General features: G+C 67.8%; 13 protein-coding genes and 1 tRNA gene. 5 read left to right on the forward strand and 9 right to left on the reverse strand.

Features of this window, described 5'->3' with window-relative positions:
- From ACJ73U_RS42475 to ftsE, 5 genes are all read right to left on the reverse strand, one after another.
- Positions 1-945, reverse strand: a 945-nt coding sequence (locus ACJ73U_RS42475; protein ID WP_407783453.1) for an LON peptidase substrate-binding domain-containing protein, incomplete at its 3' end; no start/stop codon positions are given.
- 102 nt (positions 946-1,047) lie between these two features.
- Positions 1,048-1,944, reverse strand: a complete 897-nt coding sequence (locus tag ACJ73U_RS42480; protein WP_407783454.1) for an amidohydrolase family protein — start codon at positions 1,942-1,944, stop codon at positions 1,048-1,050.
- Positions 1,941-2,417, reverse strand: a complete 477-nt coding sequence (smpB, locus tag ACJ73U_RS42485; protein WP_324919509.1) for an SsrA-binding protein SmpB — start codon at positions 2,415-2,417, stop codon at positions 1,941-1,943. The genes ACJ73U_RS42480 and smpB overlap by 4 nt, the downstream gene beginning before the upstream one ends.
- Before the next feature lie 33 nt (positions 2,418-2,450).
- The gene (ftsX, locus tag ACJ73U_RS42490; RefSeq protein WP_407783455.1) at positions 2,451-3,353 is read right to left on the reverse strand and encodes a permease-like cell division protein FtsX; all 903 of its coding nucleotides are present in this window, start codon (positions 3,351-3,353) and stop codon (positions 2,451-2,453) included.
- A 50-nt stretch (positions 3,354-3,403) separates the two neighbouring features.
- Entirely contained in the window at positions 3,404-4,093 is a 690-nt protein-coding gene (gene ftsE / locus ACJ73U_RS42495) for a cell division ATP-binding protein FtsE (protein WP_407783456.1), read from the reverse strand.
- Positions 4,094-4,183: 90 nt separating this feature from the next.
- On the opposite strand from ftsE, the gene ACJ73U_RS42500 reads away from it, so the two are divergent.
- Positions 4,184-4,807, forward strand: coding sequence for a class I SAM-dependent DNA methyltransferase (locus ACJ73U_RS42500; protein ID WP_407783457.1), 624 nt, complete (start codon positions 4,184-4,186; stop codon positions 4,805-4,807).
- On the opposite strand, the gene prfB is transcribed toward ACJ73U_RS42500, so the two are convergent.
- Both prfB and ACJ73U_RS42510 read right to left on the reverse strand, forming a co-directional pair.
- A complete protein-coding gene (gene prfB, locus ACJ73U_RS42505; protein WP_407783458.1) occupies positions 4,802-5,914 on the reverse strand; it encodes a peptide chain release factor 2 in 1,113 nt (370 codons plus the stop codon). The two genes, ACJ73U_RS42500 and prfB, sit on opposite strands and share 6 nt — an antisense overlap.
- A 51-nt stretch (positions 5,915-5,965) precedes the next feature.
- Entirely contained in the window at positions 5,966-6,466 is a 501-nt protein-coding gene (locus tag ACJ73U_RS42510; protein ID WP_407783464.1) for a PadR family transcriptional regulator, read from the reverse strand.
- A 1,014-nt stretch (positions 6,467-7,480) separates the two neighbouring features.
- Here ACJ73U_RS42510 and ACJ73U_RS42515 point away from each other — a divergent pair.
- Both ACJ73U_RS42515 and ACJ73U_RS42520 read left to right on the forward strand, forming a co-directional pair.
- Positions 7,481-7,554: transfer RNA gene (locus ACJ73U_RS42515), tRNA-Met, on the forward strand.
- Between the two features lie 878 nt (positions 7,555-8,432).
- Positions 8,433-8,840: an Lsr2 family protein gene (locus tag ACJ73U_RS42520; protein WP_407783459.1), complete on the forward strand. Its 408-nt coding sequence runs from the start codon at positions 8,433-8,435 to the stop codon at positions 8,838-8,840.
- 291 nt (positions 8,841-9,131) lie between these two features.
- Here ACJ73U_RS42520 and ACJ73U_RS42525 read toward each other — a convergent pair whose 3' ends face one another.
- Complete coding sequence (locus ACJ73U_RS42525) at positions 9,132-12,092, reverse strand: UPF0182 family protein (RefSeq protein ID WP_407783460.1); 2,961 nt, start codon at positions 12,090-12,092, stop codon at positions 9,132-9,134.
- A 134-nt stretch (positions 12,093-12,226) separates the two neighbouring features.
- Here ACJ73U_RS42525 and ACJ73U_RS42530 point away from each other — a divergent pair, with 134 nt between their 5' ends.
- Positions 12,227-12,751: a PPA1309 family protein gene (locus ACJ73U_RS42530; protein WP_407783461.1), complete on the forward strand. Its 525-nt coding sequence runs from the start codon at positions 12,227-12,229 to the stop codon at positions 12,749-12,751.
- Between the two features lie 416 nt (positions 12,752-13,167).
- On the opposite strand, the gene ACJ73U_RS42535 is transcribed toward ACJ73U_RS42530, so the two are convergent.
- The gene (locus ACJ73U_RS42535; RefSeq protein ID WP_407783462.1) at positions 13,168-14,283 is read right to left on the reverse strand and encodes a PDZ domain-containing protein; all 1,116 of its coding nucleotides are present in this window, start codon (positions 14,281-14,283) and stop codon (positions 13,168-13,170) included.
- Positions 14,284-14,364: 81 nt separating this feature from the next.
- Here ACJ73U_RS42535 and ACJ73U_RS42540 point away from each other — a divergent pair, with 81 nt between their 5' ends.
- Positions 14,365-15,693 carry a zinc-dependent metalloprotease gene (locus ACJ73U_RS42540; protein ID WP_407783463.1) on the forward strand — a complete coding sequence of 443 codons (1,329 nt, stop codon included), beginning with the start codon at positions 14,365-14,367 and terminating at the stop codon, positions 15,691-15,693.
- Positions 15,694-15,734 lie beyond the last annotated feature (41 nt).

The raw sequence follows: 15,734 nt of genomic DNA on the forward strand, positions 1-15,734 counted from the left end.
CCGGGCACCCGCGATGTCGTAGGAGTCATCGGTGCGGGTGTTCCATGGCAGCTCCAGCACGGTGTCCAACCAGGTCCGGATCCAGCTCACCTCCGGCGACTGGTCCGAGGTCCGCTCCAGCTTGTCGACCTCGGCCATCGCCGCGTCGTGGACCTTCGGCGGCAGGTCGGCGGCCTCGACGCGGGCGCGGTAGTCCTGCTCCTCGGTCTCGGGCTTGCCGTCGAGCTCCGCCAGCTCCTTTCGGATGGCGGCGAGCTGCTGGCGCAGCAGGAACTCCCGCTGCTGCTTCTCCATGCCCTCCTGGACGTCCTTGCGGATGGTCTCCGCGACGTTCAGCTCGGCCAGGTGCTCGCGGGTCCACTCGAGCAGCTTCTCGAGCCGCTCGGTGGCGTCGACCGTCTCCAGCAGCCACAGCTTCTTGTCGTTGTCGAAGTAGGGCGCGTAGCCGGCCATGTCGGCCAGCGCGGACGGGTCGGACTCGGACTGCACCGAGTCGATCACCTGGTAGGCACCACGCTCCTGGAGCATGGTGATGACCAGCGCCTTGTACTCCTTGGCCAGCTCGTTCGTGCGGCCGGTCGCCGGCGCCGACGCGGCCACCTCGACCTCGACCCACAGCGCGGCGCCGGGGCCGGTGGTGCCGGCGCCGATGCGGACGCGCTCGGTCCCGCGGACCACGGCGGCCCGCTCGCCACCCGGCATGCGGCCGACCTGTTCGACGACGCCGAGCACACCGACCTTCGCGTACTTCCCGTCCAGGCGCGGCACCATGACCACGCGTGGCTTGTCCCCCTCGGCCCTGCTGATCGAACCAGCCTGCGCGGCCTCCACCGCGGCGCGGACCTCGCTCCCGTCGGTGCCGGCCATGCGGATCGGCACGACCATCCCCGGCAGGAGCACCGTGTCGTCCAGCGGCAGCACCGGGAGCGTCAGCGACTCTGCCATGAGTTCACCCTCCAAAGTTGAGTCTGACCTACTCAACCTCGGCGGAGTCCCGGTTGTTTCCCAGCGGCGTTCGCTCTGAGCGGAGCTTGTCGAGCGTGCGCATCAGCGCAGGTCGAGCAGCCTGCGGGGCGTCTCCCAGAGCACCGCGCGCAGGAACTCCTCCCCCAGCCGGTCGTCGGCAGCTGCCCAGCTCGTGATGGCCCGCAGCTGGGTCGCGTAGTCGTACGGGATGCTCGGGAAGTCCGTGCCGAGCGCGACCTTGTCCGCGATCCCGGCCAGGCGGGCGGGCCAGTCGGCGGGCAGCAGCTCGTCGGCCCTGTTGAACGGGACGCCCACCATCGTGGTGTCGAGGTGCACGCCGGCGTACCGCTCGGCGAGGTCGACCGCGAGGGCGTGCTCCGGCAACCCGGCGTGTGCCAGCACGGCGACCAGCCGCGGGTGCCGGCGCAGGACCTCCTCGAACACGCCGAGTCCGGTGTGCCTGCCGGGGATCGGCCCGTTGCCGCAGTGGATGACGACCGGCACGCCGGCCTCGGCGAGGGGACCCCAGACGTCGTCGAGCAGCGGGTCGCGCGGGTCGTAGCCGCCGACCTGGACGTGTGACTTCACGCAGCGGACGCCCTGGTCGAGTGCCTGTTTCAGGTACTCGCCAACGCCCGGCTCGGGGAAGAACGTAGCGGTCGGCACGGCCTCGGGCACGTGAGCCGCGAAGTCCCGGACCCACCCGTTCAGCCACACGGCCATGTCCGGCTTGTGCGGGTAGACGAGCGGCGCGAAGTGCCGGACGCCCAGGTCACGCAGGACCGTCAGGCGCTCCTCCACGGGCAGCCGGTAGTGGATGGGCCACTCGGTGCCGTAGTTCTCGGCGGCCTCGTCGAAGTAGGCCCAGACCTTGCGCTCGACGGACTCGGGCAGGAAGTGCAGGTGCAGGTCGGCCAGGCCGGGAAGGCCCAGCGCCGCGGTGAACGCCGGGACTTCGTCGTCGGACCCGGGGATCAATACCGCCCCTTGAGCGCCCGCCCGTGCGCGCGCGAGATCTCCCGCTCCGCGTCCCGTTTGGCGAGCGACTGCCGCTTGTCGTACTCCTTCTTGCCCTTGCCCAGCGCGAGCTCGACCTTGACCTTGCCGTCCTTGAAGTACAGGGACAGCGGCACCAGCGACAGGCCGCCCTCGCGCGTCTTGCCGATGAGGCGCTCGATCTCGCCCCGGTGCAGCAAGAGCTTGCGAGTGCGGCGCGGCGTGTGGTTGGTCCACGTGCCGAGCACGTACTCCGGGATGTGCAGGTTCCGCAGCCACACCTCGCCGTCGTCGACCGTGGCGAACGCGTCGACCAGCGACGCCCGGCCGAGGCGCAGCGACTTGACCTCGGTGCCCATCAGTGCGATCCCGGCCTCGTACGTGTCCAGGATCGTGTAGTCGTGCCGAGCCTTGCGGTTCTGCGCGATTACCTTCTGGCCACGTTCCTTCGACATGATGACAACTCTACGTGTCCACGCACGCCGTTATCACTGGCGCACGTACAGACGCAGGGTGACGTAGCCGGTGATCGCCGAGATGCCGATGGCCGTGAGCAGCAGCCATGGCGCCACCAGCAGGATGTCGATGCCCTCGATCGGTCTGATCACGCCGGCCGCGAACGGCCCGGCCAGCAGCGAGTCGAGGAACCAGAGTTTGGCGAGCACGAGCAGGCCGATCGCGAGGACCGCGCCGATGACGCCCGCGACCACCGCTTCCAGGAGGAACGGCAGCTGGGTGTACCAGCGGGTCGCGCCGACCAGGCGCATGATGCCGACCTCCGTGCGCCTGGTGAACGCGGACACCTGAACGGTGTTGGAGATCAGCAGCAGCGCGGCGACGGCCTGGATGAGCGCGATCACGAACGTCAGGTTCCGGACGCCGTTGAGCGCCTGGAAGAAGCGGTCCAGGAACTCGCTCTGGTCCTCGACGGACTTCACGCCGACCCGGCCGGTGAAGGTCTGGATGATCACCTGCGGCCGGTCGGGGTTCACGAGTTTCACGTTGAACGTCGCGGGCAGCGCCTCGGGCCGCGCGAGCTTCACGAGCTCCGGCTGCGAGGCGAAGAGCTGCTTGAACTTCGCGTAGACCTGGTCCCGGTTGTCGTAGGAGACCTTCTCGACGGCGGGGTTGCGTTCGAGGTCGTTGCGCAGGGTGCGGCAGGGGTCCTGCTGACACGCCTTGTCGTTCGCGCTGATGTCACCGGTCAGGTAGACCTGGACCTGCAGTTTGTCCTCGTAGACGGTTTGGGTCTTGTCGATCATCCGGACCACGAGGAGGCCGCCCCCGAGCAGGAGGAGCGAGACCATCGTGGTGAGGATCATCGCGGCGGTCATCGTCACGTTCCTGCGGAGGCCGGTCAGGACCTCACTCAAGACGAAGCTGGCACGCATCGGGGGAAGGCGTCCTTGTGGTCGGGAGGGCGGGGGTGTGTGGGGTCTTTCTAGCGGCCTACGCCGTAAACCCCTCGTGAGTCGTCACGCACGACCTGGCCGAGGGACAGCTCGACGACCCGGCGCCGCATGGAGTCGACGATCGAGTGGTCGTGTGTCGCCATCAGCACGGTCGTACCGGTGCGGTTGATGCGTTCCAGCAGCAGCATGATGTCCTGGCTGGTGTCGGGGTCGAGGTTTCCGGTCGGCTCGTCGGCCAGCAGCATGAGCGGCCGGTTGACGAACGCGCGCGCGATGGCCACGCGCTGCTGCTCGCCGCCGGACAGCTCGTGCGGCATCCGGTTGGCCTTGCCCTCGAGGCCCACCAGCTCCAGGACCTCGGGCACCACCTTGCGGATGGTGTTGCGGGGCTTGCCGATCACCTCGAGCGCGAAGGCGACGTTCTCCGCGACGGTCTTGTTGTGCAGCAGCCGGAAGTCCTGGAAGACGCAGCCGATGGACTGGCGCAGGCGGGGAACCCGGCGCCGGGCCATCCGCACCACGTCGAAGTTCGCCACGTAGACGCGGCCCTTGGTGGGTACTTCCTCCCGCAGCAGGAGACGGAGGAAGGTCGACTTACCCGAGCCGGACGCGCCGATGAGGAAGACGAACTCTCCCTTGTCCACCTCGACGGAGATGTCCTCCAACGCGGGTCGCGTCGAGGTCTTGTACACCTTCGAAACGTGCTCGAGCCGAATCACGAGGCGGGAGTCTACCTCCGGCCGTTATCGACCTGTTGCCTTGGGAGTCCCGGGCCGTGACCAGCCAAGATCAACGGTAACCTACCGTCCGTGCACGGGGACAGCTGGTTGTCGGACACCCGAACCTCCTACGACACGGTCGCGACCAGCTACGCCGACCTCGTACGCACCGCCCTGGCCCGTGACGCATACCTGCGCGCGGCGTTGACCCTGTTCGCCGACCTGGTCGACGGCGGACCCGTGGCCGACATCGGATGTGGTCCAGGTCACGTCACAGCGCACTTGCGGGGACTGGGCGTTGACGCCTTCGGGGTCGACCTCTCCCCCGCGATGGTCGAGGTGGCCCGGCGGGACCACCCCGGCCTGCGGTTCGAGGTCGGCTCGATGACCACGCTGGACCTTCCCGACGCCTCGCTCGCGGGGCTGCTCGCCTGGTGGTCGTTGATCCACGTGCCCAACGAGGAGGTCCCCACCGTCTTCGGGCACTTCCGGCGCGTGCTGCGCCCCGGCGGGCCGGTGCTGCTGGGCTTCCACGTCGGCGACGAGTCGCGGCTGAAGACCGAGGGCTACGGCCACCCGATGAAGGTCCACGTGCACCGCCGCCAGCCCGGCCAGGTGGCCGCCTGGCTGCGTGCCGCCGGGTTCACGGTCGAGGTGCAGTGGCTGCTCGACCCGGACGAGAAGCCGAGCGCGTTGCTCTTCGCGCGCCTATGAGGCGGCGTGGGTGCGGCGCCAGCGGATGCCGGCCTCCAGGAACCCGTCGATCTCCCCGTCCAGCACGCTCGACGGGTTGCCGACCTCGTACTCCGTCCGCAGGTCCTTCACCATCTGGTACGGGTGCAGCACGTACGAGCGCATCTGGTTGCCCCACGACGAGCCACCGTCGCCCTTGAGCGCGTCCATCTCCGCGCGCTCCTCCTGCCGCTTGCGCTCCAGCAGCTTCGCCTGCAGCACGCGCATGGCGGCGGCCTTGTTCTGGATCTGCGACTTCTCGTTCTGGCAGGACACCACGATCCCCGTCGGCAGGTGCGTGATGCGCACGGCCGAGTCGGTGGTGTTCACGCTCTGCCCACCCGGGCCGGACGACCGGAACACGTCGATCCGGATGTCCTTCTCCGGAATGTCCACATGGTCGACGGCCTCCACGAACGGCAGGACCTCCACCCCGGCGAACGACGTCTGCCGGCGGCCCTGGTTGTCGAACGGGGAGATGCGCACGAGCCGGTGCGTGCCCTGCTCGACGGACAGCGTCCCGTAGGCGAACGGGGCGTGGACCTGGAACGTCGCCGACTTGATGCCGGCCTCCTCCGCGTAGGAGGTGTCGTAGACCTCGGTCGAGTAGCCGTGCCGCTCCGCCCAGCGCAGGTACATGCGCAGCAGCATCTCCGCCCAGTCCGCGGCGTCGACCCCGCCCGCCTCCGAGCGGATGGTGACGATGGCGTCGCGCTCGTCGTACTCGCCGGAGAGCAGGGTGCGGACCTCGATGGAGGCGATGTCGGCATGCAGCCGGTCGCGCTCGGTGTCCGCCTCGACGCGTGCCTCAGCGCCGTCAGCGCCCTCCTCCTCGGCCAGCTCGTAGAGCACGCCGAGGTCGTCGAGGCGCTGCCGCAGTTCCTCTATTCGCCGCAGCTCAGTCTGCTTGTGCGAGAGCTGGCTCGTGACCTTCTGCGCCGACTCGGGGTCGTCCCACAGGTCTGGACGGGCAGCCTGCTCCTCCAGATCGGCGATCTGCTTGCGCAGGCCGTCGAGGTCCGAGACCGCCTCGACACTGGCGAGGGTCTCCGACAGTTGGTTCAGGTCAGCTGCGACGTCCGGGTTCACGTTATGACAATCTACCGTGAACCCGTACGCCGTCCGCTCGTGGCGACCGCTTCAGGAGGTCGGGATCGAGTCGAGCAGCTTGAGTACCGCTCGCGCCCGAGCCACGCCGAACTCCGCGATCGCCTTCGAGTACGCGCCATCAGCGTTCTTGGCCGCCGTCTTCGCTGCCTCGTGCTCGTCCGAGTAGACCTTCTTGGCCGACTCGATCAGAGCTGCCCGCTGCTTCGCCGTCAGGGCGTCCGCGTGGACGAGACGGAGGATCAGCGGGCTGCGGAGGTGGTCGGGACCCGGCTCACTGCCGAGCCACGACTTGAAGGCCTTCTTGCCCGCAGCCGTCACCAGGTACTGCTGGCTGGACCGCGGCCCCTGCTTGCCGAGCCGGACCAGACCGGCGTCGGCGAGAGCGGGGAGTTCGCGGTAAACCTGACTCCGAGTGACACTGAAGAACGACCCAAATCGATCACGGGCAGCCGAGACCAATTGCCCACCAGTAGCCGGACCATCGTGCAGCAGCCCCAAGAGGGCAGCCGCAGTTGCATTCAGTTCAGACACCTTACCACCGTGCCACGAATGGACGACGGTGTCCACAGTGGCCGTGCCTCTGTCCACTGTGGCTAGTAGGCCATTTGGGGACTGTTGAGCCGTGTTCTAGTCGCACAGTATGAGGTCGTACGCCGATCCTCAAGGGAGCCAAGGAATCCTTCGCACAGCGAAGCAGTTTCACCCTTGCACCACACCGGCAAGCCTCGTACCAGGGGAAACAGTCGGGCGCGAGCGACGCGCCACCGTTCCTCGACTCCACAAAGGCGACGGACAGGCGGCCCGCGGGGCCTCGGATCCCTTCGCACATTTTGGACTTGGCGCCCCCTTCGAAGGGCACCGAACCAGGCGGAATAGAGCGCTACTCCATCCGGGTAAAGATGTGCGCGAGGCCGGAAAGGAATGCTCCGTTCGCGACGGATCCGGCCCACCACACCGGACCCGGGTCTGCGCCCAGTCCTGTGTGGACCGCGACGTGGACAGTCAGTTGCACGTGCATCTAGCGCGTGCACTGGACAAATGGCCCCAAGCGGCAGAACACGAGGGCCGCCAAACAGCCTATCGGAGCCGGCGTCCACGCCGGACTGGAAATTACGAGTACCAAATTCCGCGCGACAGCGAGACTTTCGGGCCGGAAGTCTAGCCAGGACACCGCCGCGTCACCCGGAGAGACCCGATCCATCCGGGTGAGACAGATCTCTGGAGCCGGTCGATCCACCCACTCCCGACAAATGAGCGGCTCAGGCTCCATTGACCGACCCTTGCGGACGTCCCCGCCCGAGTACTCAGTCACCCGAGCACCCAGTCACCCGACCGCCCCGAGCGCCGGCCACCCCGAGCCACGAACACGGCTCCGCCCGGACGCTCACCCCTTCTCGGCCGTCCGCTGCCCCGGACGGCCGGCAGGCAGCTCTCCGACCCTCCGGCCCATCGGCACCCTCGCGCACGGTTTCCGCAGGTCAGACCCTAAATGACCCCCCAGTGAAACCCCCGCCGAACCCCTGCGTATAGTTACATTTACAACAGCGCGGGGTGGAGCAGCTCGGTAGCTCGCTGGGCTCATAACCCAGAGGTCGCAGGTTCGAATCCTGTCCCCGCTACAGAGTGGGAGAGCCCTATCTGCGAAGTATGCAGATGGGGCTCTTTCGCTATTTCTTTGGGGGTCCAACCCCCAAACCCCGGCCGGGGGGCTTCGCCCCCGGACCCCCATGCGGGGAGCCGGTGGAGTGGGGGGGGGCGGGCTGGGTGTGGGTTGAGTGCGGGTTGGGGTGCGGGAGCTTACGCAGGTGCTGGGGTGGTTGGCGGTTGGGGTTTCGTCGCCTGGTGGTTTGGGGGGCGTCCTTCTCTCGGAGGCTTCGAGTTGTGCACGCCGGAGTCGTTGTGAGGGTGTCTTCGGGGGTTGTGTCGGGCCGGGATCGGTAGCCTCCGCTTCCTCGCGGGCCTCTGGCTCCTCGCTGGGCGGGAGTGGAGGCTCGTCATTTCCTCTGAGAGTGCTCTCAGGATTGCGTCACACAGGGGCCCTCCTACGGTCTGTCGTCTGGGCCGCAGCTCGTGGCCTTCCCGCGTGCCTCGGCCTCACGCTGCTCGTCTCGGGGCGGGTCTCTAGGTTTTGGCTTCGTCGCTGCCCAAAGCGTCGCGTTCTGAGCTTCTGGGGTGTGTTGGAGGGCTGCGACCAGCGCTTTTGGTATTCCTTCCGGGGTGTTTCGGGGGTGGTGAATGAGGGCTTGAGTGGTGTGGCAGGTCACATTTGGTCTCTTGTGGACGGTAGATTTGAGGGTGTGGTGAATTGAATGAGGGTCGCGTTCGGAATCGGGTGTGGGTGGGGTACTCGAGGCGCGCCGAGTCGCGTTCGGACAGTGCGGAGTGGCGGATCTCGTGGTTCGTTTCAGTGTTGTTGTGTTGATTTGCTAGTGTGCCGTCACAAACCAACGGGGTTGCACGTATGTCGTGTGCAACGGCGTCCTAGGAGAGCAGCCAGATGGCGCAGAAGGTATTGGTACAACTCGTCGACGACCTGGACGGCACCAGCTCACAGGACGTGACGACGGTCCTGTTCGGGTTGGACGGCGTCAGCTACGAGATCGACCTGTCGGGCTCGAACGCGGAGCGACTGCGGGAGAACCTGCAGGAGTTCGTCGATTCGGCACGGCGTACCGGCGGTCGGGTCAAGCGTGGCGCCCGTCCGGCCCAGTCCGGCAAGGCGGCCAGCTCCGGCGAGGCCGGCCAGATCCGCGAATGGGCACTGGAGAACGGCTTCGAGCTCGCCGGCCGGGGTCGCATCCCGTCGCACGTCGTCGACGCCTACAAGGAGTCCCAGGCCGAGAGCAAGGCGAAGGAGACCGCCAAGGCCGCCCCGAAGCGGCGGACACGCGTGAAGAAGAGCTGACGCCGGCGGGCGCGGACGCTGCGAGCCGCGCTCGCCAGCCAGCCACTCTGACATCGGATGTCACGGTGTCACGTGGCTCATTCCGTCCACAGTGGATAACGGTTGTCTCTCCCGCCGCTGTCGTGACGTCGGCCGATGTCCCACGCGGTCGAGGCACGGTCTCCCCATCGGGGTGGCCGTGCTTTTTCACGTTGGCCGAAAGTTGCGTTCGGCAAACGCACGACAGGAAGTCCGCGCAGACGAAAACGCGGTTTCCCGATCTGGATCGGGAAAACCGCGTTTTCGCTTCGGTCAGCGGCTGCCCTTCGCGGCCTCGTAGTCGCTGATCGCCTTCTGCAGTGCGGCGAGCGCTTCGCCCTGCCCGGCGAAGTCAGCGGACTTCTGCGCCGCCTGCAGATCGGTCAGCGCCTTGTTCATGTCCGCCACCGCCTGGTCGAGTGCCGGGTTGTCGCCACCGCCGCCCGCCGGTGGCGGCGTGCTCGTCGACGGGGACGACGTCGACGGAGTTGACGTCGGCGGCGACGTGGTGGTCGAGCCGTCGTTACCGCCCGGTGGCTCGGTGGTGCCGTTGGCGGGCTGCTGGAACGCCTCGTTTATCGCGTTCGTCAGCTTCGAGTCGAAGCCCACTCGGCCACCGAAGTACACGAGGACCCTGGCCAACTGCGGGAAGGCGTTCTCGTCCTTCTGCTCGATGTAGATCGGCTCCACGTACATCAGGCCGCCCGCCACCGGCAGTGTCAGCAGGTTCCCGTATCTGACGTTGACGTTCGGGTTGTTGAACAGGGTTCGGTTCTCGGTCACCTGGTCGGTGGTCTCGAACTCGTTCTGGACCTGCACCGGGCCCTTGGCTCGCTCTTCCGTCGGTAGTTTCAGGACCTTGAACTGGCCGTAGGTTTTCCAATCGGACGACACGGACACCCACGCGGCGAGGAACTGCCGGTTCAGCAGTGTCATCGCGCTGGTGAGCTGGAAGGTCGGCTGTGAGTCCCCAGGCGCCTGTACCAGCACGTAGTACGGCGGCTGGTTCGGCGCGGCCCCGCCGGCCTCGTTGTTGCTGACCGTCGGGTCCGGCGGCACGCTCCAGAACGTCCGCGTGGAGAAGAACTGCGCCGCGCGGTCCTTGCCCTGCACGTGGTACTGCGCCAGCAGGTCCCGCTGCACCTTGAACAGGTCCTCCGGGTAGCGGAAGTGATCGCTCAGCGACGCGGGGATCGCGCCGTGTTTCACGGTGCCGGGGAAGATGCTCTCCCACGCCTTGAGCACCGGGTCCTTGTCGTCGATCGAGTACAGCGTCACCGTGCCGTCGAACGCGTCGACCGTCGCCTTCACGGAGTTGCGGATGTAGCTGATGTCCCGGTTCTCCTGCCGCGCCACGCCGGTCAGCGTGTCGGAGGTGACCTCGCCGAGCGGGGTGCGCTGCGCGTACGGGAAGTTCTCCAGCGTCGTGTAGCCGTCGACGATCCACTTGATGTGGCCGTCGACCACCGCCGGGTACGGGTCGCCGTCGACCGTCAGCCACGGTGCGACCTTGCTCACCCGGGTGCGGGGATCACGGTCGTACATGATCTTCGAGCCCTCTTTGATGTCCCCGTTGAAGAGGATGTTGGGCTCGCCGTAGTGGGCGTAGAAGACCAACCGGTTGAACCAGCCGTTGAGCGGCACGCCGCCCGTACCCTTGTAGCGGTAGTCCTGGTCGGTGGAGGTGTCGAACTCACCGCGGGCGTTGACGATCGCATAGTCGGTGGCGAGTTCGCCGTAGTAGACCCGCGGCTCGGTGACCGGGATGTCCATCTTCTGGCCGCCGTTCAGCGCGTCCAGGTCGCTCACGGTGAAGTCCGGGTAGCCGCCCTCGCCGCTGCCGCCGGAACTCTCGTTGAACGCGTTGATCTTGTTGGCCGGCGCCGCGACGAACCCGTTGCCGTGGGTGTAGACCATGTGCTTGTTGATCCACGACGTCTGGTTGTTCACCAGCCGGGACGAGTCGAGCTCACGTGCGGCGACGATGTAGTCCTGCGTCTTGCCGTCGACCTCGTAGCGGTCGACGTCCAACTTCGTCGGGAAGCCGTAGAAGTTCTCGCCGCCCTCGCGCTGGGTGAAGGTGCGGGACAGGATGCTCGGGTCGAGCAGGCGGACGGTCGGCTCGGGGGTGTCGAGCCGCAGTTGGGTGCTGGCCTGCTGGTAGGTCTGGGAGCTGACGCCGGCGTCGCCGGCGTAGTCCTCGAACGTGATCTTGTCGTCGCCGAGCCCGAACGCGTACTTGGTGGCCGAGATGTTCCGGTCGATCGACTTGGATTCCTTGGCCGCCTCGTTCGGCTTGACGGAGAACTGCTGCAGCACCGTCGGCCACGCCCAGCCGACGAGGATGCTCGACAGGATCAGCAGCACGATCGCGATGGCCGGCAGCTGCAGGTTGCGCACGAACGCGCCGACGAAGAACGCGACCGCGCAGAAGCCGGCGATGAACATCAGGATGAGCTTGGCCGGCAGCACCGCGTTGAGGTCGGTGTAGGTGGCGCCGTCGAACAACGAGTTGCGGGTGGAGAACAGCAGCTCGTAGCGCTCGAAGAAGTAGTCGACGGCGAGCACGACGACGAACAGGCCGGCGGTGACCGACAGCTGCACGCGTGCCGGCACGGAGAAGTTGTCGCCCTTCACGCCGAGCCGGATGCCGCCGAAGATGTAGTGCGTGATCAGCGCGCCGATGCCGGCGATGGCGATCGAGACGAACAGCCAGGTGATCAGCCAGCTGATGAACGGCAGCGTGAACGCGTAGAAGCCGAGGTCCTTGCCGAACTCGGGGTCGGTCTGGCCGAACGGGACGGCGTTGAGCATGAGCTGCACCGGCTGCCAGTCCCCCTGCCCGGCCGCACCGGCGATGGCCCCGACGACCAGGGGGATGCCGATCCCGAACAGCCGCACGCGCTGCACGATCGTCGACCGGTACCGCGCGAGGGGGTCCTCGGTGCCGGAGACGGGCACGAACACCGGCCGCGTCCGGTAGGCGATGGCGAGGCTGACCGCCAGCAGACCGCCGACCAGCAGCCCCAACACGAAGAACAGGATGATCCGCGTGAGGATGACGGTGGTGAACACCGACCGGAAGCCGACTTCGCCGTACCACAGCCAGTCGACATAGGTGTCGAGCAGCCGCGCTCCGACGATCAGCACCAGGATGAGCACACCGGCGATGCTGAGGAGGATCTTCGCACGACGGGATAGTTTGGGCATACCGATCGGGGGCCTGGTGGCCACGGTGTACTCCCTGTGTTGACCAGTGTTCTTCGCTCGACAGCTGTCCTAGATGTCCAACTCTATTCCGAGCCTGTCAGGTTCCCGTTCGGGTAGGTCGAAATAGCCGAACGCGAGAATAGGTGAGGATGGCAAGCATGTCCGCCAGCCATGCCCAGCACCTGTCCGCCGTAGCCCGCGAGGTCGAGGACTTCGTGTCCACCGCCGGCTGGGACCAGCCGCCTCAGCTGTTCGCCCTGGTCCCGACCGCCGAGCTGATCGAGGCCCAGCCCGAGCTGGTGGCCCAGGTCGACGTCGGCGCGCCGCTGACCCCGGTGGCCCAGGACGCCCTGCCCAGCGAGGACCTGGCAGAGGCCCTGGGCGGCATCATGTGGCCCGAGGCCGTCGAGGGGTGTGCCATCGCACAGGAGATCGTCGTCCTCCCACCCGAGGTCGAGGAGACCCTGCCGGCCGGCGAGGACACCGACGACCAGGCCGTCCTACGCCAGATCGCCGCCGAACACCCCCAACGCCGCGAGGCCCGCCTGGTAGCCGCCGTACTCCGCGACGGCACGGCGGCCTGCGTCCTCCGCATCCGCGGCGTGGACGGCGCCGACGAGATCGTCGAACACCCGGAACTGGCCCCCAACCTGACGGACGCCCTACTGGCCACCCTGCGGTAACCGACCTCCACCCGAACAGCGCCTCCCGGCACCGTCGCGGAGGCGCTGTTCACGGTTGCCCCCGCAGCCATGGACGCCGCGACAACCAGCCGTTACCCGCGAAGCTCCATACGCACGACACATCAAAGTGCCACCCGGCACCAGCGCCGACCGCAAACGTCGTCGAACCCGCTAACAGTGGTTGCCCAGCCCCCACCCGTCCCGGGGGCCGGCCCCGGTCCCATTCTACCGGCGGTCGCCGACAAAACCGCAGGTTGGCAAGGCCTGTGGATAACTTTCGGCCATGCGTCCGTGCGAAAGGGACAGTCGTGTGCCTCCGAGTGCCGGCCGACGTGGCGGAGCCTTGACCGGACGTCACCGAAGACGCGGTGTCTTCCCCGCTGTGGATAACCGGCCGTAACTGTGGACAACCCGTGTCAGCAGTGTGGCGGAGTGCGGCCCTCGTCCAGGTCCTTCAGGGCGTCGACCGCGCCGGCCAGGCTCTCCACCTTCACCAGCTCCATGCCGTCCGGCGCGTTCGACTCGGCCTCCGCGCAGTTGTCGGCCGGCACCAGGAACGTGGTGGCGCCGTCCTCCTTCGCCGCGATCAGCTTGAACGGGATGCCGCCGATCGGCTGCACGTTGCCCTTCACGTCGATCGCGCCCGTCCCGGCGATCGTCCGCCCGTCCTCCATCGCGCCCGGGGTGAGCGAGTCGACGATGGCCAGCGCGAAGATCAACCCGGCCGACGGCCCGCCGACGTCCTCGAGGTGGATGTTGATGTCGAAGTCGACGTCCGCGCGGTCGGCGGGCGCCAGCCCGAGGAAGCCCTCCGCCCGGTCGTCGCTGCCGAAGTCGCTCGCCTTGCCCAGTTTGATGTCGACGGTCTTCTTCGGCTGGTCCCCGTGCTGGAACGTGACCTTCACCGTCTGCCCCGGCTTGGTGTCCTTCAGCGCGTTGCGCACGTCCTCCTGCACGGTGATCGGGTGCCCGTTGACCTCCCACAAGCGGTCACCGGGTTGGACGACGTTGTCGACCGGCGCCTTGCGGGTGATCTCCTGCGCGATGACCTTGACCGGCTTGTCGAGGTACCGCAGTGCCGCGGTCTCGGCGGCGCTCTGCGAGTCCTGGAACATCTTCGTGTTCTCGCGCTCCAGGTCCTCCTGCGTCTGGCCGGGCCCGAAGTACTCGTCCCGCGGCGCGAGCGCGTAGCGGCCGCTGACCCACTTGCCCAGCGCGTCGAACAGCGTCACCTCGTCGTTGATCGACACGGTGGTCATCCGCAGCTGCCCGGTCGTCCTGTAGGTCTTGACGCCGTCGACGTCGACGATGACCTGGCCGTTCACGCTGCCGAGCGTGTTGTAGGTCGGGCCGGGCCCCAGCGACACGTAAGGCACCTTCACGAACCCGCCGACCAACGCGAGCACCGCGACGATCACGAAGCTGGTCACCATGGTCCAACCGCGGCGGGTCAGTCCGCGCGGGCTGTCCGTGCCCGGTTCGTAACCGATCGTCCGAGGCGCATCGACCTGGGGGTGCGGAGAGTCACTCACGGGGTGACAGGGTACGGCCTGTTCTCAACCGGCGAATCACCGCGCGTTTCTGGCGTGGCGTACCCCGCGTACCGTGGACCTATGACCGAGTTTCCGTTTGGCTTCGGACCGCCGAACCCGGACGACCGTGGCAAGAAGGATCCCTCCGGCGGGGAGAACCCCGCGGAGGCGTTCAACCAGCTCGGCCAGATGCTCAGCCAGCTCGGCCAGATGCTCAGCCAGGCCGGCACCGCGTCCGGCCCGGTCAACTACGACCTGGCGAAACAGATCGCCATGCAGCGCCTGACCTCCAGCGACGTCGGTTTCAAGACGTCGACGGAGTACCAGGGCGCGGTGACCGACGCGATGCACCTCGCCGAGCTGTGGCTCGACCCGGCGACGATCCTCCCGGCCGGCGCGACGACCGTGAAGTCGTGGACCCCTCGCGACTGGGTGGAGAACACCCTGTCGACGTGGCAGCGCCTGTGCGACCCGGTGGCCCGCCGCGTGTCCGGCGCGTGGGTGGACGCACTGCCGGCGGAGGCGAAGCAGGCGGCCGGCCCGCTGCTGTCGATGGTCGGCCAGATGGGCGGCATGGCCTTCGGTTCGCAGTTGGGCAACGCGCTGGCCCAGCTCGCGTCCGAGGTCCTGACGTCCACCGACATCGGCCTGCCACTGGGCCCGCCGGCGACGGCCGCCCTGCTCGGCGCGAACATCGAAGAGTTCACGAAGGGCCTGGAACGCCCGAACAGCGAGGTGATGGTGTTCCTCGCGGCCCGCGAGGCCGCACACCAGCGCCTGTTCGCGCACGTGCCGTGGCTGCGCCAACGCCTGCTCGCGACGGTCGAGGAGTTCGCGAGCGGTATCCGCGTGGACACGTCCGCCCTGGAACAGATGGCGACCCAGGTCGACCTGGCGAACCCGCAGTCGATCGAGGAGGTCATGCGCTCGGGCATGCTCGAGCCCCAGACCACCCCGGAGCAGAAGACGGCCCTGACCAGGCTGGAGACCCTGCTGGCCCTGGTGGAGGGCTGGGTGGCCGTGGTCGTCGGCGACGCGGTGAGCGACCGCCTCCCCGGCGCCGACGCCCTCCGTGAGACCCTGCGCCGCCGGCGCGCGAGCGGCGGCCCGGCCGAGCAGACCTTCGCAACGCTGGTCGGCCTGGAACTCCGCCCAAGGCGCCACCGCGCGGCGGCCGCCCTGTGGCGCCTGGTGGGCGACCAACACGGCCTGGAAGCCCGCGACGGCATCTGGGCCCACCCGGACCTGGTCCCCACCGCCGAGGACCTGGACGACCCCATGGACTTCGCCGAGCGCACAGGCCGCAAACCAACGCTCGAAGACGACCCGATCGCGGCCCTGGAACGCGAGGCCGAGTCCGGAGAGAACCCACCCCCGGACCCCAACAAGAACGACGACAAGCAGGACTGACTCCACCCACCACCGCGATGCCCTGAAGGGGCCCTTGGGAC

Source organism: Actinophytocola sp., from assembly GCF_045807065.1.
Lineage (GTDB): Bacteria > Actinomycetota > Actinomycetes > Mycobacteriales > Pseudonocardiaceae > Actinophytocola.